The organism is Modestobacter sp. SYSU DS0875 (assembly GCF_054050915.1).
In genome coordinates, this window is the sequence record NZ_JBJHAH010000008.1 from 1 (window position 1) to 18,839 (window position 18,839).

Annotated in this window: 19 protein-coding genes and 1 tRNA gene; 9 read left to right on the forward strand and 11 right to left on the reverse strand. The window is 74.6% G+C overall.

Features of this window, described 5'->3' with window-relative positions; translation table 11 throughout:
• Positions 1-151 precede the first annotated feature (151 nt).
• From ACI79Y_RS06285 to ACI79Y_RS06305, 5 genes are all read right to left on the reverse strand, one after another.
• Positions 152-1,966, reverse strand: coding sequence for a S9 family peptidase (locus ACI79Y_RS06285; RefSeq protein WP_457157647.1), 1,815 nt, complete (start codon positions 1,964-1,966; stop codon positions 152-154).
• Between the two features lie 4 nt (positions 1,967-1,970).
• Positions 1,971-3,062: a hemolysin family protein gene (locus tag ACI79Y_RS06290; protein WP_457157648.1), complete on the reverse strand. Its 1,092-nt coding sequence runs from the start codon at positions 3,060-3,062 to the stop codon at positions 1,971-1,973.
• Entirely contained in the window at positions 3,059-4,447 is a 1,389-nt protein-coding gene (locus ACI79Y_RS06295; RefSeq protein WP_457157649.1) for a hemolysin family protein, read from the reverse strand. The genes ACI79Y_RS06290 and ACI79Y_RS06295 overlap by 4 nt, the downstream gene beginning before the upstream one ends.
• A 101-nt stretch (positions 4,448-4,548) precedes the next feature.
• Positions 4,549-4,625: transfer RNA gene (locus tag ACI79Y_RS06300), tRNA-Pro, on the reverse strand.
• Positions 4,626-4,733: 108 nt separating this feature from the next.
• Entirely contained in the window at positions 4,734-5,639 is a 906-nt protein-coding gene (locus ACI79Y_RS06305) for a metallophosphoesterase (RefSeq protein ID WP_457157650.1), read from the reverse strand.
• Between the two features lie 68 nt (positions 5,640-5,707).
• Here ACI79Y_RS06305 and ACI79Y_RS06310 point away from each other — a divergent pair, with 68 nt between their 5' ends.
• Complete coding sequence (locus tag ACI79Y_RS06310; protein ID WP_457157651.1) at positions 5,708-6,160, forward strand: GatB/YqeY domain-containing protein; 453 nt, start codon at positions 5,708-5,710, stop codon at positions 6,158-6,160.
• A gap of 70 nt (positions 6,161-6,230) precedes the next feature.
• On the opposite strand, the gene ACI79Y_RS06315 is transcribed toward ACI79Y_RS06310, so the two are convergent.
• From ACI79Y_RS06315 to ACI79Y_RS06330, 4 genes are all read right to left on the reverse strand, one after another.
• On the reverse strand, positions 6,231-8,456 hold the full coding sequence (locus ACI79Y_RS06315) for a transglycosylase domain-containing protein (RefSeq protein ID WP_457157652.1): 2,226 nt from the start codon (positions 8,454-8,456) through the stop codon (positions 6,231-6,233).
• Between the two features lie 121 nt (positions 8,457-8,577).
• Complete coding sequence (locus ACI79Y_RS06320; RefSeq protein ID WP_457157653.1) at positions 8,578-9,726, reverse strand: fatty acid desaturase; 1,149 nt, start codon at positions 9,724-9,726, stop codon at positions 8,578-8,580.
• A gap of 140 nt (positions 9,727-9,866) precedes the next feature.
• On the reverse strand, positions 9,867-11,075 hold the full coding sequence (locus ACI79Y_RS06325; RefSeq protein ID WP_457157654.1) for an ArsA family ATPase: 1,209 nt from the start codon (positions 11,073-11,075) through the stop codon (positions 9,867-9,869).
• Complete coding sequence (locus tag ACI79Y_RS06330; RefSeq protein WP_457157655.1) at positions 11,072-12,064, reverse strand: ArsA-related P-loop ATPase; 993 nt, start codon at positions 12,062-12,064, stop codon at positions 11,072-11,074. Before ACI79Y_RS06330 ends, ACI79Y_RS06325 begins: the two co-directional genes overlap by 4 nt.
• 56 nt (positions 12,065-12,120) lie before the next feature.
• Between ACI79Y_RS06330 and ACI79Y_RS06335 the strand changes: the two genes are divergently transcribed.
• Genes ACI79Y_RS06335 through ACI79Y_RS06345 form a run of 3 tightly spaced genes read left to right on the forward strand, consistent with a single transcriptional unit; the run spans position 12,121 to position 13,560 of the window.
• Positions 12,121-12,291: a hypothetical protein gene (locus ACI79Y_RS06335; RefSeq protein WP_166521355.1), complete on the forward strand. Its 171-nt coding sequence runs from the start codon at positions 12,121-12,123 to the stop codon at positions 12,289-12,291.
• A 7-nt stretch (positions 12,292-12,298) separates the two neighbouring features.
• Positions 12,299-12,766: a RidA family protein gene (locus tag ACI79Y_RS06340; RefSeq protein WP_457073570.1), complete on the forward strand. Its 468-nt coding sequence runs from the start codon at positions 12,299-12,301 to the stop codon at positions 12,764-12,766.
• Positions 12,763-13,560 carry an NUDIX hydrolase gene (locus ACI79Y_RS06345; RefSeq protein WP_457157656.1) on the forward strand — a complete coding sequence of 266 codons (798 nt, stop codon included), beginning with the start codon at positions 12,763-12,765 and terminating at the stop codon, positions 13,558-13,560. The genes ACI79Y_RS06340 and ACI79Y_RS06345 overlap by 4 nt, the downstream gene beginning before the upstream one ends.
• A 195-nt stretch (positions 13,561-13,755) precedes the next feature.
• On the opposite strand, the gene ACI79Y_RS06350 is transcribed toward ACI79Y_RS06345, so the two are convergent.
• Positions 13,756-14,436, reverse strand: coding sequence for a Crp/Fnr family transcriptional regulator (locus ACI79Y_RS06350; RefSeq protein ID WP_457157657.1), 681 nt, complete (start codon positions 14,434-14,436; stop codon positions 13,756-13,758).
• A gap of 144 nt (positions 14,437-14,580) precedes the next feature.
• A complete protein-coding gene (locus ACI79Y_RS06355) occupies positions 14,581-14,874 on the reverse strand; it encodes a hypothetical protein (RefSeq protein ID WP_457157658.1) in 294 nt (97 codons plus the stop codon).
• 158 nt (positions 14,875-15,032) lie between these two features.
• On the opposite strand from ACI79Y_RS06355, the gene nth reads away from it, so the two are divergent.
• Genes nth through ACI79Y_RS06380 form a run of 5 tightly spaced genes read left to right on the forward strand, consistent with a single transcriptional unit; the run spans position 15,033 to position 18,829 of the window.
• The gene (gene nth / locus ACI79Y_RS06360; protein WP_457157659.1) at positions 15,033-15,833 is read left to right on the forward strand and encodes an endonuclease III; all 801 of its coding nucleotides are present in this window, start codon (positions 15,033-15,035) and stop codon (positions 15,831-15,833) included.
• Complete coding sequence (locus ACI79Y_RS06365; protein ID WP_457157660.1) at positions 15,830-16,402, forward strand: TlpA family protein disulfide reductase; 573 nt, start codon at positions 15,830-15,832, stop codon at positions 16,400-16,402. The genes nth and ACI79Y_RS06365 overlap by 4 nt, the downstream gene beginning before the upstream one ends.
• Entirely contained in the window at positions 16,399-17,172 is a 774-nt protein-coding gene (locus ACI79Y_RS06370) for an NUDIX hydrolase (RefSeq protein WP_457157661.1), read from the forward strand. The genes ACI79Y_RS06365 and ACI79Y_RS06370 overlap by 4 nt, the downstream gene beginning before the upstream one ends.
• Complete coding sequence (locus tag ACI79Y_RS06375) at positions 17,169-17,651, forward strand: plastocyanin/azurin family copper-binding protein (protein WP_457157662.1); 483 nt, start codon at positions 17,169-17,171, stop codon at positions 17,649-17,651. The genes ACI79Y_RS06370 and ACI79Y_RS06375 overlap by 4 nt, the downstream gene beginning before the upstream one ends.
• Positions 17,648-18,829 carry a MarP family serine protease gene (locus ACI79Y_RS06380; RefSeq protein ID WP_457157663.1) on the forward strand — a complete coding sequence of 394 codons (1,182 nt, stop codon included), beginning with the start codon at positions 17,648-17,650 and terminating at the stop codon, positions 18,827-18,829. Before ACI79Y_RS06375 ends, ACI79Y_RS06380 begins: the two co-directional genes overlap by 4 nt.
• The last annotated feature ends 10 nt before the right edge of the window (positions 18,830-18,839 follow it).

Genomic DNA, 18,839 nt, shown 5'->3' on the forward strand with positions numbered 1-18,839 from the left:
CCCCCCCCCCCCCCCCCCCCCCCCCCCCCCCCCCCCCCCCCCCCCCCCCCCCCCCCCCCCCCCCCCCCCCCCCCACCCCCCCCCCCCCCCCCCCCCCCCCCCCCCCCCCCGCCCCCCCCCCCCCCCCCCCCCCCCCCCCCCCGGGCAGCCCTCAGGGCTGCACGTGCCGCAGGGCGAAGGACAGGGCGACCTCGACCTGGCGGATGGTCTCCTCGATGACCAGGGAGCCGTGGCCGGCGTCGAAGCGGTACACCTCGTGCGGCTTGCCCTTCTCCGCCAGCGCGTCGATGTAGTTGTCGATCTGCCGGATGGGGCAGCGCGGGTCGTTCGCCCCGGCGACGACCAGCACCGGCGCGGTGACGTCGTCGACGTAGGTGATCGGCGAGGACCGCACGTACACGTCGTGGACCTCCTCCGGTGACCCGCCGAACAGCGCGCGGTCGTAGGCGCGCAGCCCCTCCATCTCGTCCTCGTAGGCGGCCAGGTAGTCCGCGACCGGCACCTCGGCGATCCCGGCGGCCCACCGGCCCGGCTGGGTGCCGAGCCCGAGCAGGGTGAGGAACCCGCCCCACGAACCACCGGTCAGGAGGGCGCGGGCCGGGTCCACGACGCCCTCGGCGACCAGGGCGTCGAAGACGGCGGCGACGTCCTCCAGCTCGGTCAGGCCGGGCCGGCCGGTCAGGGCGTCGCGCCACTGGCTGCCGTAGCCGGTCGAGCCGCGGTAGTTCACGTGCACCACCGCGTAGCCGGCGTCGACGTAGGCCGCCCGGCGAGCGCGGTAGGAGTCGTCGTCCTGCGACTCGGGGCCGCCGTGCACCAGGAACGCCGTGGCGTACGGGCCCTCCCCGGCCGGCCGGACCAGCAGCGCGTGCACGTCGCCACCCGGACCGGGCACCCAGCGGTCCTCGACCGGGTAGGCGGCCGGCGGCGCCTCGCCGGGCGCGGCCAGCACGACCGGGCCGTCGGCCCGGCGGATCACCGGCGGCAGTTCGGACGACGACCAGGCCAGCTCCACCGTGCCGTCGGGCCGCACCGTGGCCCCCCGGACGACGCCGCGCGGGGTGTCCAGCTGCTCCAGCGACCCGGAGCCGAGGTCGTAGCGGTACAGCTCGGTGCGGGCGGCGTGGTCGTGCCCGACCAGGAGCGCCGAGCCGTCGGGGTACCAGCCGGCGGTGACGTCACCGGGCAGGTCCAGCACCAGCTCGGTCTCCTCGCCGGTGGCGACGTCCCAGATCAGCAGCTCCTCGCGGCCCCGGCGCTCGTGCCCGACCAGCAGCCGCTGGTCGCCCGTCACGGGGGAGAAGCTCAGTGCGTGCAGCCCCCGGCCCTCGCCGTCCCACTTGTCGGCGACGACCGACAGGTCGCCGGTGCGCAGCACCCGCAGCGCCGGGTACCGGGGGTCGCCGTGCTCGGAGTGGGAGTACACGAGCAGCGCGTCGTCGCGGGACAGCGCGTCGACCGACGCGGGGTCCGGCGAGGTGTAGAAGACCGCTGGGGTACCGCCGGACGGCGCGATCCACAGCTCGCTGCCCTCGTCGGTGGAGCGGCCGATCGCGACCACGGTGCGGCCGATCTCCAGGCCCGCCGGGTAGGCCGGCCCCACCTCGGGGACGGCGACCTCGTCGGAGCCACCGGCGAAGGGCTGGACGCGCCAGACGCCGAACTCGTCGCCGTCGGTGTCGGCGAACCACCAGATCCGTTCGCCGTCGGGGCTGATCGTGGCCGCCAGCGTGCCGTTGGGCCGGTCGGTGACCTGCCGGTGGCCGTCGGTCTCCCGGTCCCAGGCGTACTGCTCGACGACCCCGCTGGCGTCGGAGGCGTACACGTTGCGGTGCGGCGCGTCCTCCGCCCAGTCCGGCAGGCTGATCCGCGGCGCACGGAAGCGGGCCTGCCAGCGGGCGGTGACCTCCGGCGGCAGGGCGGGGGCTGCGGAGGCGGGGCTGGCAGCGTTCTGCTCGTCGGTCACCGGGTCATCTTCCCCCGGCACCGACCACGGCCTCCGCGGCGGGCGCCCGGCCGGCGGGGGGCGGCTCCACGCCGGCGTCGCGGACGTCGCCGATCAGCTGCTCGAGCACGTCCTCCAGCATCACCACGCCGAGCGTCCGGCCGTCGGCGATCACCCGGCCGAGGTGCGCGCCGCTGCGGCGCATCGTCTGCAGCACCTCGGGCAGCGGTTCGTCGGCGGACAGCTCCACGAAGTCCTTGACGGCGCTGTCGGGCACCGGCTGGTCCCGGTGCGACGGCCCGGCGTCCAGCACGTCCTTGACGTGCACGTAGCCGGCGAGCGCGCCGTCGGGCCGGCGCAGCGGGTAGCGGGAGAAGCCGTGCTCGGCCACGACCGACTCCAGCTGCCGGGGCGTGGTCTCCCGGGGCACGGTGACCAGGTCGTCCACGGGCAGCAGCACCGACCGGGCGTCGTTCTGCTCGAAGGTCAGCGCCCCGGCGGCCAGCTCGCTGACCTCGGTGCCCAGCAGGCCCTCCCGCCGGGACTGGGTGATCATCGAGCGGATCTCACCGGCGTCGAAGCTGGCCGAGACCTCGTCGGTGGGGGTGACCCCGAACAGCCGCACGAAGCCGTTGGCGACGGTGTTGAAGAACCAGATGAGGGGCTTGAGCACCCGGACGAGCACGGCCAGCGGCGGGCCGAGGGCGATCGCCGCCCGGTCCGGGCCGGCGATGGTGATGTTCTTCGGCACCATCTCGCCCAGCACCATGTGCAGCACGGTGACCAGCGACAGGGCGATCACCAGCGCGATCGGGTGCAGCAGCGCCTCCGGTACCCCGGCGGCCTCCAGTGGCGCCTCGATCAGGTGGGCGACGGCGGGTTCCCCGATCGCGCCCAGACCCAGCGAGCACAGCGTGATGCCCAGCTGGGCGCCGGCCATCATCTGGCTGACGTTGTGCATCGCGGCCAGCGTCTTCTGTGCGCGCACCGACCCGGCCTCGGCGCGCGGCTCGATCTGGTCGGCGCGGGCGGAGACGAGGGCGAACTCGGCTGCGACGAAGAAGGCGTTGCCCAGCAGGAGCGCGACGAGGACCAGCAGGCTCAACCCGTCGTTCATGCCCGGGCCACCTCTCGCTCGGGCCGGACGGCGGTGGCGCCGGGCGGTCGTGCGGCGTCGTCGGGGCCCGCGTCGGCGGTGTCCTCGCCGTCCCGGACGGAGGTGGGCGTGGCCCGCAGCCGCGCGACTCGCCGCCCCTCGACCGTGTCGACGGTGAGGCGCCAGTCCTCGATCTCCACCGACTCGCCCTCCGCCGGGAGGTGGGCCAGCTGCTCCACGACGAATCCGGCGACGGTCTCGTAGCGCCCCTCGGGCACCGCGATGCCGGTGCGCTCGCGCAGCTCGTCGGGGCGCAGCAGCCCGGAGACCAGCCAGTCGTCCGCGACGCGCCGCAGCTGGCGCAGCGGCCGGTCCGTCTCGTCGGCGATCTCCCCGACCAGTTCCTCGACGATGTCCTCCAGGGTCACGATGCCGTGCGTGGCGCCCCACTCGTCGACCACCAGGGCCAGCTGCAGCCCCTGCTCACGCAGCAGGTCCAGCAGCGGGTCCAGCCGCAGCGACGACGGGACGGCGAGCACCGGCTCGGCCAGCTCCCCGGCGGTGCGCTCGAGCCGGTCCTCGTCGGGGACCGCGACCGCGTGCTTGACGTGCACCACGCCGGTCACCTCGTCGAGGTCGGCGCCGTAGACCGGGAAACGGGAGTTGCCCGACCGGATGGCGGCGTCGATGACGTCGGCCGCGGTCGCCGACGAGCTCAGCGTCCACAGCCGCGTGCGCGGGGTCATGACGTCGGTGGCGAACTTCTCCCGGAGACCCAGGGACCGCGCCAGCAGCCGGGCCGCGACGGGGGAGAGGTCACCCTCCTCGGCCGAGCGCCGGGCGACGGCGGCCAGGCCGTCGGCGTCGCGGGTGTCGTCGAGCTCCTCCCGGGGCTCGAACCCCAGCCGCCGCACGATCGCGTTGGCCAGGTGCTGGAGGGTGCGCACCACGGGGCCGGCCACCGTGGTGAACAGCCGCATCCCGGGGGCGACGACCGAGGCGGTCGGCAGCGGCCGGGCGATCGCCAGGTTCTTGGGGCCCAGCTCGCCGATGATCATCTGCAGGAACGTGGCCAGGAAGATGGCCAGCGCGATCGCGATCGGCGTCGTGGTGCTCTCCGGCAGCCCGAGGGCCGCCAGCACCGGTTCCAGCAGGCCGCCCAGGGCCGGCTCGGCGAGGAAGCCGACGACCAGCGTGGTCAGCGTGATGCCGAGCTGGGCCGCGGACAGCTGGGTGGACAGCCCCCGCAAAGCCGTGACGACGCCCGCAGCGCCGGTCACGCCGGCCTCCGCGGCCTCCTCGGCCTTGCCCCGGTCGACGGTGGTGAGGGAGAACTCGGCCGCGACGAAGAACCCGGTGAGCGCGGTCAGCAGCACGGCTGCCAGCAGGAGCAGCCATTCGGTCACCGAGGGGCAGTGCCCGCAGCGCGTCGGCCGGAAACCGTGCCGTGCTGTGACCTTCCCCCGGAACGCACTCAGGGACCGCCGGATGGCGGTCCCTGAGTGACTGGTCGGGGTGACAGGATTTGAACCTGCGGCCTCGTCGTCCCGAACGACGCGCGCTACCAAGCTGCGCCACACCCCGAGGTGCGTCGACAACTGTAGCCGATGCCTGATCGAGCTCAGCGGCCGCCTTCGGCCCCGCTGCAGGGTCCCACCGCGAGCCTGCGAGTGGTGGGGGCAGCGGGGTCCTTCAACGGGCGGTGAGGGTGAGCAGCGTGGCCTCCGGCGGGCAGGCGAAGCGGACCGGGGCGTACGGGCTGGTGCCCAGCCCCGCGGACACGTGCAGCCAGGTGCCGGTGGGGTGTTCGGGGGTCGGCTCTGCCCAGCGGTGCAGCCAGCGCACGTGTGCGCGATCGATGCCGCAGTTGGTGACCAGGGCGCCGTAGAACGGCACCCGGAGCTGCCCGCCGTGGGTGTGCCCGCACAGCAGCAGGTCGTAGCCGTCGGCGGCGAACCGGTCGAGCACCCGCGGTTCGGGGGAGTGGACCAGCCCGATCCGGACGTCGGCGGCCGGGTCCGCCGGGCCGGCGACGTCGTCATACCGGTCCAGCTTCAGGTGGGGGTCGTCGACGCCGGCGAAGGCGATCCGGGTGCCCGCGACGGTGAGCGACCCGGTGCCGTTGGTGAGGTCGAGCCATCCGCGGCCGGTCATCCCGTCGCGCAGCTCCTGCCAGGGCAGCTCGTCGCCGTGCACCCGCTTGTGGTCGGTCTTGAAGTACTTCAGCGGGTTCTTCGGCCGCGGCGCGTAGTAGTCGTTGCTGGCGAGCACGAACGCGCCGGGGAGGTCCAGAAGCGGGTCGAGGGCGCGCAGGGTCGGCGGGACGGCGTCCATCCCGGCCAGGTTGTCCCCGGTGGTGATCACCAGGTCCGGCTGCAGCCCGGCCAGCCCGGCGACCCACTCCTGCTTGCTCCGCTGGCCGGCGGTCATGTGCAGGTCGGAGATCTGGAGCACGCGCAGCGGAGCGGAGCCGGGCGGCAGCACCGGGACGTCGAAGCGGCGCAGCGTCCAGCGGGTGCGCTCCACCAGGCCCGCGTAGGCGACGGTGGCCGCGCCGGTGGCGAGCACGGCGGTGGGGACGGCGGTGATCGCGCGCATCCCCTGAGACTAGGGGCCCTGGGGAACTGCGTCGCAGCCGTGGTGGCCCAGGTGGCAGGCTCGGCTGCGTGGCTGAGCTGAAGGAACGACTGCGCACCGACCTGACCACCGCGATGAAGGCCCGCGACGAGCTGCGCACCGCGACGCTGCGGATGGTGCTGGCCGCGGTCTCCGCCGAGGAGGTGTCCGGCAAGGAGGCCCGCGAGCTGTCCGACGACGAGGTGCAGGCGGTGCTGCGCCGGGAGGCGAAGAAGCGCCGGGAGGCCGCGGAGGCCTACGCCGGGGCCGGCCGCGCCGAGCAGGCCGAGCGCGAGCGGGCCGAGGAGGGCGTCGTCGCCGGGTACCTCCCCGCTCAGCTCGGGGACGCCGACCTGACCGCGCTGGTGGCCGACGTGATCACCCGCACCGGGGCGTCGGGGATGAAGGACATGGGCCGGGTGATGGGCGCGGTGCAGGGCGCCGTCGCCGGGCGCGCGGAGGGTGGCCGGGTGGCCGCCGAGGTCCGCCGCCAGCTGGGCTGACCCGGCCCCGTCCCGGCAGGCGTACCGACGACGGCGGGGCCGGGCCCGCAGGCCCGGCCCCGCCGGTCGTTCAGTCGGTCGGTTCCCCGCCGGTCTCCGCGGGCGGGTCGGCCGGGGGCGGGTCGGCCGGGGGCGCCGGGGGAGCCGGCTCGGACGGCTGCGCCGGGGGTGCGCTGGACGCCGGTGCCCGGCGCTGGGTGCTGGTACCGCGGTCGTCGGACCGCGTCCGCTCGGTCCGCGGGGGCGCCGGGACCATGCCGCTGCCCTTGGTCCCGGCGGCGACGGCGGGGTCGGCCGGCGGGAGCTCCCGGGTCGGTCCCTGGTCGAGGATCGGCTCCATGGCGTCGTGCCAGATCCGCGCCGGCCGGCCACCGCCGTAGCTGCCGGCGTCCTGCTTCTCCTTGGGGTTGTAGATCATGACGCTGGCCGCGTAGTCAGGCATGAACCCGACGAACACCGCCGAGTCGCGGTCCTGCGAGGTGCCCGTCTTGCCCGCGATGTCGTGGCCGGGGACGTTGGCCGCGGTCCCGGTGCCGATGCGGCTCTGCACGTCGGCGGTCAGCGCGTCGGCCAGGGTGTTCGCCACGGCCGGCGGGATCGCGTCCGGGGTGCAGTTGTCCCCGCTGACGATCGGCTGACCGTCCTCGCCGGTCACCGGCTCCCCGTTGCGGTCGAGGATCGCCACGACCGGCGTCGGGTCGCACTGCGTGCCCTCGGCCCCGAGCGTGGAGTACGCGCTGGCCAGGTAGAGCGGGCTGGTCTCGAACGGGCCGAGGGTGAACGAGGCCATCTCGCCCTCGATGATGTTCTGCGCCTGCTGCTCCGGCAGGTTCAGCCCCATCCGCTGGGCCATCGTCACCGGGCCGCGGACGCTGCCGAGGGTGTCCTCCATCGCCACGAAGTAGGTGTTGGAGGAGCGGGCCAGCGCGTCGTGCATGGTCAGGTTCGTGGGCAGCGTGCCGACGTTCTCGATCGGGCCGTAGGCCTCGCCGCGGGTGGTGCCGCCGTTCTTCTTGAAGACCCGGGAGTAGTAGGGGTCGCTGGTGGTGAGCCGGTAGTTGATCCCGTAGCCGGCGTCGAGGGCGGCGGCGGCGGTGAACACCTTGTACGTCGAGCCCGAGCCCTTGCTGGCCGCGACGTTGAGGTTGACCGACTCGCAGGCGGCGTCGACGGCGCGGTCGCAGCCGTACTTGCGGTTCGCGCTCATCGCCAGGACCTTGCCGGTGCCGGGCTCCACCGCGGTGTAGACGGCGGCGAGGGAGTCGCCCATCGGCACGTGGTTGAGCACCGCCTGGTCCCCGGCGATCTGCATGTCCGGTCGCAGCGTGCTCTGGATGGTCCAGCCGCCGTTGTCGATCTCCTGGGGGGAGAGGCCCAGCGTGCCGGTGAGGTAGCCGTACAGGTAGTCGCAGAAGAACCCGCCGATGAGGGCGTTGGTGCAGCCGTTGGGCGCATTGCCGCCTTCGGCGACCGGGATCGGGGAGGCCTGGACCTCGGCCAGCTCCTCGTCGCTGATGTGCCCGAGCTGGTGCATCCGGGCGAGCACCTGGTCGCGGCGCTGCTGGGCGAGCTCGGGGTAGTCGATCGGGTTGTGCTTGGGGGTCTGCACCAGGCCGGCGAGCACCGCGGCCTGGGGGAGGGCCAGGTCGACGGCGTCCATGCTGAAGTACTTCTGCGCCGCGGCCTGGATGCCGTACGCCCCGCGCCCGAAGTAGGCGATGTTCAGGTAGCGGGCGAGGATCTCGTCCTTGGAGTACTCCTCCTCCAGGGCGAGGGCCAGCCGCGCCTCGCGCAGCTTGCGGCCCACCGTCTCGTCGAGGGCGGCGTCCCGCTCCTCCTGGGTCTCCGCCGTCTCGACCAGGGTCTGCTTCACCAGCTGCTGGGTGAGCGTCGATCCACCCTCGAGGACCTCACCGGCCGCGATGTTCTTCATCAGCGCCCGGGTGGTGCCCTCGACGTCCAGGCCGCGGTGCTCGTAGAAGCGCGAGTCCTCGATGTCGACGATCGCCTGCTTCATCACGTCGGAGATCTGGTCGGGCTCGACCGGCGTCCGGTTGCGGTCGTAGAACTGGGTGATCATCGAGCCGTCGGCGGCGAGCACCGTGGTGTTGCCGTTCGGCGTCTTGTCGGTGAGCTCGACCGGCAGGGCGTCGAGCAGGCTCGCCGAGTTGCGGGCGACCAGTCCGGGCCCACCCACCCAGGGCAGCAGCAGGGCGGCGACGAGGGCACCGGCGACGACGACGGTCGCAGCCAGCTTGGCCAGGGCGCCCAGACGGGGGTTCGCAGACTCGGACATCGCAGGCCAAGGTACCTGTCGGCGGCGTGCCCGTGGAGGCCTCGACCGGCGACGCGCGGACGCCGGGCGTGGCGTCCGCGCGTCGCCGCCCGGGCGCGTCGTCCGGGTGGTCGGACGGGACTCAGGCCGTGTGGTACCGGTTGGCCCGGGCGAACGTGCCCATGTCGTTGAACCGGACGCCGTTGGCGGCGAGCACCGGGTGGATGTCGCGCTCCATCAGCTGCCGCACGTAGAAGGGGTCGGCCACGTAGAAGTGGTGGATCGGGTGGGTGCTGCCGAAGTTCAGGCAGAACACCTGGAACGGGGCCAGGTACCACTTGTTGAACACCTGGGTCTGCTGCAGCACGTTCCCCTGCTCGACGTCGCCCTGGTAGTGCATGTTGCTGCTGATGAAGTGCAGGCAGAAGCCGCGCCAGACGTTGGGGCCGACCCAGACCACGGTGAGCACGGTCAGCGCCTCCAGCAGCCCGGCCGGGACGGCGGCGCCGGCCCAGGCGGCCACGTGCAGCGTGAGGAAGCCGTACCAGATGGTGATCGCCACCGGGGTCAGCCCGATGCTGGCCTTGAGGATGGTGCGCCGCCACAGCGCGTCCTCGGCGTCGGTCGGCCGGGTGGTGACGATCCGGATCAGCGCCGGCACGTACGGGTCGAGCAGGCTGTAGAGCCGGACGGGGCCCCACGGCTTGCCGTTGGTGATCGACACCTCCTCGATGTCGTCGGGCAGGCCGGAGTAGGCGTGGTGCCGCAGGTGCAGCCGGATCCGGTAGACCGGGTTGATGGTGTACGGGCGGATCGCCCAGACGCCGAACAGCAGCGCGTACCGCACGCCCTTGCGGCGGCGGAAGTAGAGCGCGTGGATGAGGTCGTGCTCGACCTCGTGGCCGACCGCGGCGAACGCCGCGGACAGCAGCACGGTCACGTACCAGGGCAGCACGCCGGTCAGGTAGAGCGCGCCGGAGCCGGCGAACCCGGCGACGGCGACGGCGAAGGCGGCCAGCCCGAGTGCGTCCTGGTGCCGCAGCACCGGGTGGTCGCGCCGCAGCTCCTGCGACCGGCGGCGGATCGCCGCGGTGATGACCTTCGTCCGGGCCTTGTCGTCGGCGGAGAGCCCGCTGGTGTCGACCGGGATGTCGACCTCGTCGACGTCGAAGGCGACGGGTCTCGTGGCTCCGGCGGGCGGGGTCGTCGACGTGCCGAACACCCCGATCCCGGACGGCGTCGGCCGCGGCCGGTCGGCGTCGGGGACGTCGACCCCTGGGGCTGTGGTCATGCGGCTGCCTCACTCCTCCGGCTGACGGGTCGCGGCGGACCGTAACGGAGGGTGAGGGGTGGGTCCAGCGAATCGGGTGGTCAGCGGGACACGTTCGGGTGGCGTACGCCTGTCGTTCGCTCCGGAGCGTGAACGGGGGATCAGGCCGCCGGGCGGCGGGCCGGCAGCACCCGGCTGCGCGGGGTGCCGGTGCCGGTGTCGTCCTCGTCAGCCAGCAGCGCGGCCGCCATCACCCGCAGCCCGTCCAGGTCGTGCACGTCGCCGGCCGCGGCCGGGACGGTGCGGACCGGGACCTCTGGGTGCGCGCTGGTGAACCGGTCGGCCAGCCGCTGCTCCCGGGTGGCCTGGGCCATCCGCTCGGCGTGCACCCGCAGCGCCCCGGCCGCGAGCGCGGCGTCCGGGCCGCCCGCCTCCGCGACCGCCTCGGCCGCGGCCTCGGCGCGGGTGGCCGACAGCCCGGTGGTGGCCGGCGGATGGGTGCGGTTGAGCACCAGCCCGGCCAGCGGCATCCCCTCGGTCGAGAGCCGGTCCACGAAGTAGGAGGCCTCCCGGAGGGCGTCGGGCTCGGGGGCGGCGACGACGACGAACGCCGTGCCCGGCTGGCGCAGCAGCTCGTAGGTGGCGGTGGCCCGCTCGCGGAACCCGCCGAACATCGTGTCCAGCGCGGAGACGAACGCCGAGATGTCGTTGAGCAGCTGACCGCCGAGGATCTTGCCGATGATCCGGCTGAACAGGCTGAAGCCCGCGCCGAACAGCCGGACCCCGGCCCGCCCGCCCGCCCGGGCCGGCGCGGTGAGCAGCCGGATCATCGTGCCGTCGAGGAACCGGCTCATCCGGTTCGGGGCGTCCAGGAAGTCCAGCGCCGAGCGGGACGGCGGGGTGTCGACGATCACCAGGTCCCAGCGGTCGCTGGCCCGCAGCTGCCCCAGCTTCTCCATCGCCATGTACTCCTGCGTGCCGGCGAAGGAGGACGAGAGCGCCTGGTAGAAGGGGTTCTCGAAGATCACCTGCGCCCGCTCGGGCGTGGAGTGCGCGGACACGACGTCGTCGAACGTCCGCTTCATGTCCAGCATCATCGCGTTCAGCTCGCCCGAGGCGCCCGGGACCTCGACCTTGCGCGGCTCGTTGTCCAGCTCGACCAGGCCGAGCGACTGGGCCAGCCGGCGGGCCGGGTCGATGGTGAGGACGACGACCTGCCGCCCGGCCTCCGCCGCCGCCACGGCCAGCGCCGCCGACGTCGTCGTCTTGCCCACGCCGCCGGAGCCGCAGCAGACCACGATCCGGGTGGCCGGGTCGCGGACCAGTGCGGCCAGGTCCATCGCCGGCGCCCGGTGCTGCGGGGCGCTCACGCGGCCGCCTCCGCCGTGATGCGCCCTTCCAGGCGCTGGGCGAGCTCGAACAGGCAGCCGAGGTCGATCGGCCCCACCGACAGCGGCAGCTCGACCGTCGGCCGGCCCAGGGCCGCGACGTCGTCCCGCAGCGCGTCCTGCGCCGTCCAGCGGCGGGCGTGCTCCACCGCCTCGGCGACGAGCCCCTCGGCCAACCGCTCACCGCCGGGGAGGTCGGCCGCGGCCAGCGCCGGCGCCAGGTCCGCCGCGCTCAGCCCGCCGTCGGCCGCCCGGGCCAGCGCCTCGGCCGGCAGCAGGGGCTCGCTGGCCATGTTGACGATCACCGAACCGACCGGCAGCCCGGCCTCGCATAGCTCCCCGATCGCGTCGGCGGTCTCCTGCACCGGCATGTCCTCCAGCAGCGTGACCAGGTGGACGGCGGTCTGGGGGGACCGGAACACGGCCATCACCCCGTCGCTCTGGGTCTTGATCGGGCCGGAGCGGGCCAGGCCGGCGACCTCGTTGGTGACGTTGAGGAAGCGGGTGATGCGCCCGGTCGGCGGGGCGTCGACGACGACGGCGTCGTACACCGGCCGGCCGTGCTCCCGGCGGGTGACCGCCTCCTTGATCTTCCCGGTGAGCAGCACGTCGCGCAGGCCCGGGGCGATCGCGGTGGCGAAGTCGATCGCGCCCATCCGGCGCAGCGCGTAGCCGGCCCGCTTGAGGTTGTAGAACATGTCGAGGTACTCCAGGAACGCCGCCTCGACGTCGATGGCCAGCGCCTTCACCTCGCCGCCGCCCCGGGCGACGGCGACCCGGCGCTCCTCGTAGGGCAGCGGCGGGGTGTCGAACAGCTGGGCGATGCCCTGCCGGCCCTCGGTCTCGACCAGCAGCACGGAGTGCCCGTCGGCGGCCAGCGCCAGCGCGAGCGCGGCGGCCACCGTCGTCTTCCCGGTGCCGCCCTTCCCGGTCACGACGTGGCAGCGCACTGAGCGGGGGTCGGGCGTCACCGGATCAGCGTACGAGCGGTCCTCCCCGCCCGCTGGGGCTGCGCTAGCGTCGCGGCATGAGCGAAGCCCGCCGTACCTGGGAGTACGCCACGATTCCGCTGCTGATCCACAACACGAAGGCGATCCTCGACTCGTGGGGCGTCGACGGCTGGGAGCTGGTCACCGTCCTGCAGGGGCCCGGCGGCGGCGACCAGCTGGTGGCCTACCTCAAGCGCCCGACGAGCTGAGGCCGGCGTGAGCACCCCGCAGAGCTGGCACGCCCGGCTGGCCGAGCTCGGTGTCCGGCTGCCCCCCGTGGCGGCCCCGGTCGCCGCCTACGTCCCGGCGATCCGCACCGGTCAGCTGGTCTTCACCTCCGGGCAGCTGCCCTTCGTCGACGGCGGGCTGCGCCGCACCGGCAAGGTGGGCGGCTCGGTCGACGTCGAGGACGCCGCGGCCGACGCCAAGGTGTGCGCCCTCAACGCGCTGGCCGCCGTCGACGACCTGGTCGGGCTGGACGCCGTGGCCCGGATCGTGCGGGTGGTCGGGTACGTCGCCAGCGCGGAGGGCTTCAGCGCCCAGCCGCGGGTGGTCAACGGCGCCAGCGAGTTCCTCGGCCGGGTCTTCGGGGACGCCGGGCAGCACGCCCGCAGCGCCGTCGGCGTCGCCGAGCTGCCGATGAACGCCCCGGTCGAGGTGGAACTCACCGTCGAGCTGCGGTGAGCACGCCGGCGCCGGTCCGGCAGGCGGCGACCGTGCTGGTGGTCCGCGACGGCGCCGCGGGCCTGGAGGTCCACCTGCTGCGCCGCACCCGGGGCATGCCCGCCGCCGGGGGGATGACCGCCTACCCCGGTGGCGGCGTCGACGAGCGCGACGGCGACGTCGAGACCGCCTGGGTCGGGCCGCCGCCGGCGGAGTGGGCGGCCACCTGGGGCTGCGACGAGCGGCTGGCCCGGGAACTGGTCTGCGCCGCCGTCCGGGAGACCTTCGAGGAGGCCGGCGTGCTGCTGGCCGGCCCGCCCGAGGGCGGCGGCGTCGTCCCGGACGTCTCCGGCGCGGACTGGGAGGACCAGCGGCGCGCGCTGGTCGCCCGCGAGCTGTCCCTCGCCGAGCTGCTGGCCGCCCGCGGCCTGGCGGTGCGCGCGGACCTGCTGCGCCCGTTCGCGCACTGGATCACCCCGCCGGCCGAGCGACGCCGGTACGACACCAAGTTCTTCCTCGCCCTGCTGCCCGTCGGCCAGGAGGCCCGGGACGTCTCCGGCGAGGCGGACGAGGCGGGCTGGGCCACCCCGGCGGCCGCGCTGGCCGAGCACGCCGCGGGCACCCGGCCGATGCTGCCGCCCACCGTGCACACCCTCGGCCAGCTGGCTGCCTTCCCCGATGCGGCCGCCGCCCTGGCCGGGTCGCCGCCGGCGCCGGTGGCGCCGATCACCCCGAGGTTCGTGCGCGGGCCCGGCGGCCTCGTCGCCGTGCTGCCCGACGGCACCCGCATCCCGATGGTCCGTCCGGCGACCTGACCACCGCTCCGTGCGCCGGGATCAGGTGACCTGATCGTCATTGCTCCTGGCTCACCTCAGGAGGTGAGCCAGGAGCACGCACGGTGAGCTCAGCTGATCGTGGGGCAGGACGACGGTGGGGCCGGACGCGTGCGCTCGAACGCAGCGAGGCCCCGCTCCCGGTGGGGGAGCGGGGCCTCGCCGACGCGCCGTGGCTCAGCGTGCGCGGCGGCGCAGCCGTTCCTCGTCGAGGACGACGACGGACTTGCCCTGCAGCTGGATCCAGCCGCGGTGCACGAAGTCGGCCAGCGCCTTGTTCACCGTCTCGCGGGAGGCGCCGACCAGCTGGGCCAGCTCCTCCTGCGTGAGGTCGTGCTTGACCCGCAGGCCCTCGCCCTCCCGGCTGCCGAAGCGGTCGGCCATCTGCAGCAGCGCCTTGGCCACCCGGCCGGGCACGTCGGTGAAGATGAGGTCGGCGACCGAGTCGTTGGTGCGGCGCAGCCGGCGGGCCAGCACGCGCAGCAGCTGCTCGCCGATCTCCGGGTGCGCGGTGATCCACGGCCGCAGCATCGTGTTCGGCATCTTGGCCAGCCGCACGTCGGTGACCGCGGTGGCGGTGGCGGTGCGCGGGCCCGGGTCGAAGACCGACAGCTCACCGAACTGGTCGGACGGACCCATGACGGCCAGCACGTTCTCCCGGCCGTCGGGCGCCCGACGGGAGAGCTTGATCTTGCCGGACAGCACGACGTAGAGGCTGTCGCCCGACTCGCCCTCGTTGAAGACCACGCGGCCACGGGGCAGCGTCACCGTCTCCAGCGCGCTGGCCACCGGTTCGGCGGCCTCCTCCGACAGCCCCTGGAAGAGCCCGGACTGGGCAAGTACCTCGTCCACGTGCACCTCTCGCAACGTCCTCGCGGGAGCGATGGCGACCCGCGTTCCCGCAGAGTCTAGGCCCTGTGGCCAGGCTCACCCGTGCGGTCAGTCACCGGCCTGCCCACTCAGAGTGGGGTCGAACCGTCGGCTCGGGGCCGGGCGGCCGTTTCACTCGGGGTCGCGGCCCTCCTCGGCGCGGGTGCTGTCGAAGTCCAGCACCGCCGGCTGGGCCGGTGGGGTCATCGTCTGCGGGCGGCGCCGGCGGCGGGCCCGCCAGCGGCTCATCGCCCGGCGGATGCCCGAGGCGGCCAGGGTGCCCACCTCGCCCGGGGTCGCCGTGTCGAGGAACGCCTCGACCTCGCGCGGTGAGGTGGGCCGGCGCAGCGGCTCCTCGACCCGCTCCATGACGAGCAGGAACGCGATCAGCAGCGGCGGGAACAGGATGACGATGAGGGCGACCACGAGCACCTCCTCGGCGGCGTCTCCGGGCGGGGAGGCCCGGGTGGGAAGACGACGTCCGTCGTGCGGTCGGGTGGTGTGCCCGGCCGGATGCCGGGCGGCGCACCATCATCGAGTATGACGGGCGTGGCGTGTCGGTGCCGACGCCTACCCTCGGGCGCGTGTCCGACCCCGTGACCCCGCCGGCCTACACCCGGCCCGCCGCACCCCGCCGTCCGGCCCGCGCCGCGCGGCTGGGCGTCCCGCCCTTCGACCCGGAGGAGAGCCCGCTCGCCCGCACCCGGCGGGCCCGGCGGATCAACCGGGAGCTGGCGCTGATCCACCCCGACGCGCACTGCGAGCTGGACTTCACCACGCCGCTGGAGCTGCTGGTCGCCACCGTCCTGTCCGCGCAGACGACGGACAAGACGGTGAACAAGGTGACGCCGGCGCTGTTCGCCCGGTACCCGGACGCCGCCGCCTACGCCGGCGCCGACCGCGCCGAACTGGAGGAGATCCTGAAGCCCACCGGGTTCTTCCGCGCAAAGGCCAACTCGGTGATCGGGCTGGGGCAGGCGCTGGTCGAGCGCTTCGACGGCGAGGTGCCCGCCCGGCTGGCCGACCTGGTCACGCTGCCCGGGGTCGGCCGCAAGACCGCCAACGTGGTGCTCGGCAACGCCTTCGGGGTGCCCGGGCTGACCGTCGACACCCACTTCGGCCGGCTGGTGCGCCGGTTCGGCTGGACGGGGGAGGACGACCCGGTCAAGGTCGAGGCCGAGGTGGCCGAGCTGATCCCGAAGAAGGAGTGGACGATCTTCTCCCACCGGGTGATCTTCCACGGCCGGCGCGTGTGCCACGCCAAGAAGCCGGCCTGCGGTGCCTGCGGGCTCGCCTCGTGGTGCCCGTCCTACGGCACCGGCCCGATCGACCCGCAGGTCGCGGAGAAGCTCGTGAAGACCCCGGCCGCCTCGGACACCGAGTGACCCGCCGCCTCCTCGTCGTCCTGGCCGCCGCCCTGCTGGTGGCCGGTTGCTCCGCGGACGACGCCGAACCCGAGCCGCCGGCCCCCGTAGCCCCCGACGTGCAGGCCGACCTGGCGGCCTGCCCCGAGCAGCCCGACGAGCCGGCGCCGGACGGCGAGCTGACCGGGCTGTCGTTCGCCTGCTTCACCGGCGGCCGCCTCGACCTGGGCCGGGCCCAGGGCGCCCCCACCGTGGTCAACCTCTGGGCCAGCTGGTGCGGTCCCTGCCGCGAGGAGCTGCCGCTCGTGCAGGAACTTGCCGACACCGCCGGAGACCGGCTGCGGGTGCTGGGCGTCGACAGCCAGGATCGCACCGCCGCCGGCGCCTCCTTCGCCGACGACGCCGGTGTCACCCTGCCCACCGCCGTCGACGAGGACGGCGAGATCGGCACCGCGCTGGGCTTGCGCGGGCTCCCGCACACGCTGTTCCTCGCCGCCGACGGGTCGGTCGCCCACGTGCAGATCGGCCAGGTGCACTCGCTGGCCGAGTTCCAGGAGCTGGTCGCCGAGCACCTGGGCGTGCAGCTGTGACCGCCGCACCCGAGGAGCTGGCCGATCTCCCCGAGCACGTCCGGCGTCTCGTCGCGGCGGCCGGCGAGCTGCCGCTGTGGCACCGGCACGACCCGCGCGCCGCCCGCTCGGCCAGCGCCCGCCGCTCGGCGGTGCTCCTGCTGTTCGGCGAGGGGCCCGGCGGGCCGGACGTGCTGCTCATCGAGAAGGCCGCGCACCTGCGCCGGCACGCCGGCCAGCCGGCCTTCCCCGGCGGCGGCGCCGACCCGGGGGAGGACTACCCGGTGGCCACCGCGCTGCGCGAGGCCCACGAGGAGGCAGGGATCGACCCGGCCGGGGTCCGGGTGCTCGCCACCCTGCCGGCGCTGTTCCTCGGCCCGTCGGACAACCTGGTCGTCCCGGTGGTCGGCTGGTGGGACGACCCGCGGGACGTGACCGTCGGGGACCCCTACGAGGTCGCCCGGGTGGCCCGGGTGCCGCTGGCCGAGCTGGCCGACCCGGCCAACCGGTTCCGGGTGGGCCACCCCAGCGGCTACGTCGGCCCGGCGTTCGGGGTCGCCGGGATGGTCGTCTGGGGGTTCACCGCCGCCCTGCTCGACGCGGTCCTGGAGGCCGCGGGGCTGGCCCGCCCCTGGGACCAGCGCGACGTCCGGCCGCTCGCCGTCCCCCCGGCGCCGGTCCGCCCGGCCACCGGTGAGCCGCTGGACAGCGACCTCGCCGACCGCGCCGCGCCGACGGTGGCCGACGACGCCGGACGCACAGCCGGTCCGCGTACCGTGCCGGGACCATGAGCGCAGCCCAGGCCCGTGCGCGAGCGCGGCGGAGCCCACGCCGACCGGCACCGGTGCTGCTGGTCGTCCTCGCCCTGCTCGGGGTCGTCCTGGCCGGCTGCTCGAACGAGCAGCCGGCGCTGCCGGAGGCCACCCGCACCGCCGGCGGTGACGTCGGCACGGTGACCACCACGGCCGACGGCGTCCAGGAGATCACCCTGACCACCGGCGACGACTACGTCTTCACGCCGGACACCTTCACCGTCGAGCCGGGCACCGTCCGGGTGACCGTGCGCAACGTCGCCGAGCGGCTGACCCACAACTTCCGCTTCACCCCGGACACGGGCCCGGAACCGATCGAGCCGGCCATCCCGGTGCTCAGCCCCGGGGAGGAGGACACCATCGAGTTCGAGGTGACCGAGCCGGGCGACCACCCCTTCGAGTGCAGCTTCCACATCGCGCTCGGCCAGGTCGGGACGATGACGGTGCGCGCTCCGTGAGCCTGGTCGATCTCGCGCTGATCGTCCTGGCGATGCTCTTCGCCCTCTCCGGGTTCCGGCAGGGCCTGATCGTGTCGGCGACCTCGTTCGTCGGGTTCTTCGGCGGCGCGGTGGTCGGCGCGCAGCTGTCCGGGCCGATCGCCGACGAACTGGCCAGTTCCTCGGTCACCCGGGTGTTCGTCGCGCTGGTCGTGGTCCTCGCCGGTGCCCTGCTCGGTCAGCTGCTGGCCGGTGTGGTGGGGCGCGCGGTGCGCACCTGGGTCACCTGGGAGCCGGCGAAGGTGCTCGACTCGATCGCCGGGGCCGTGGTCTCCGCGGCGGCGGTGCTGCTGGTGGCGTGGATGGTGGCCATCCCGCTGGCCAGCTCCCCGTTCCCCGGGGTGGCCGCGCAGGTGCGGGAGTCGAGCCTGGTGCAGTCGGTCGACCGCGCGGTCCCCGAGCAGGTGCGCTCCCTCTACGAGTCGCTGCGCGACGCGATCGACCGGCAGGGGCTGCCCGACGTCCTGGACCCGCTCACCCCCACCCAGGCGCGCGACGTCCCCGCCCCGGACCAGGCGCTGCTGGCCAGCCCGGTCGTCACGCAGGTCCGGGGGTCGGTGGTGCAGATCCGGGGGATCGCCGGCTCCTGCTCCCGACAGATCGACGGGTCGGGGTTCGTCTACGCCGACGAGCGGGTGATGACCAACGCGCACGTACTGGCCGGGGTCAGCCGGCCCGCCGTCACCGCCGAGGGCCAGACCTACGAGGCCACCCCGGTGTACGTCGACGAGGAGACCGACGTGGCGGTGCTGGCCGTCCCCGGGCTGCCCCAGGTGCCGCTGCGGTTCACGCCGGTGCCCGCCGACACCGGCGACGACGCCATCGTCATGGGCTACCCGGGTGGGGGTGGCCTGTACGTCGGCCCGGCGCGGGTGCGTGACCGCGGGCCGATCAGCGGGCCGGACTTCCGTGCGCTGCGCACCGTGGAACGCGACGTCTACGCCCTCTACGGGCAGGTGCGCGCGGGCAACTCCGGCGGCCCGCTGCTGGCGCCCGACGGCTCGGTGCTCGGGGTGGTCTTCGCCTCGGCCATCGACGACCCGGACACCGGCTACGCGCTGACCTACGACCAGGTCCGGACGGCGGCCGAGCAGGGGCAACGGTCGGCCACGGCGGTGGACACCGGCTCCTGCGAGTAGTCGAAGGCCC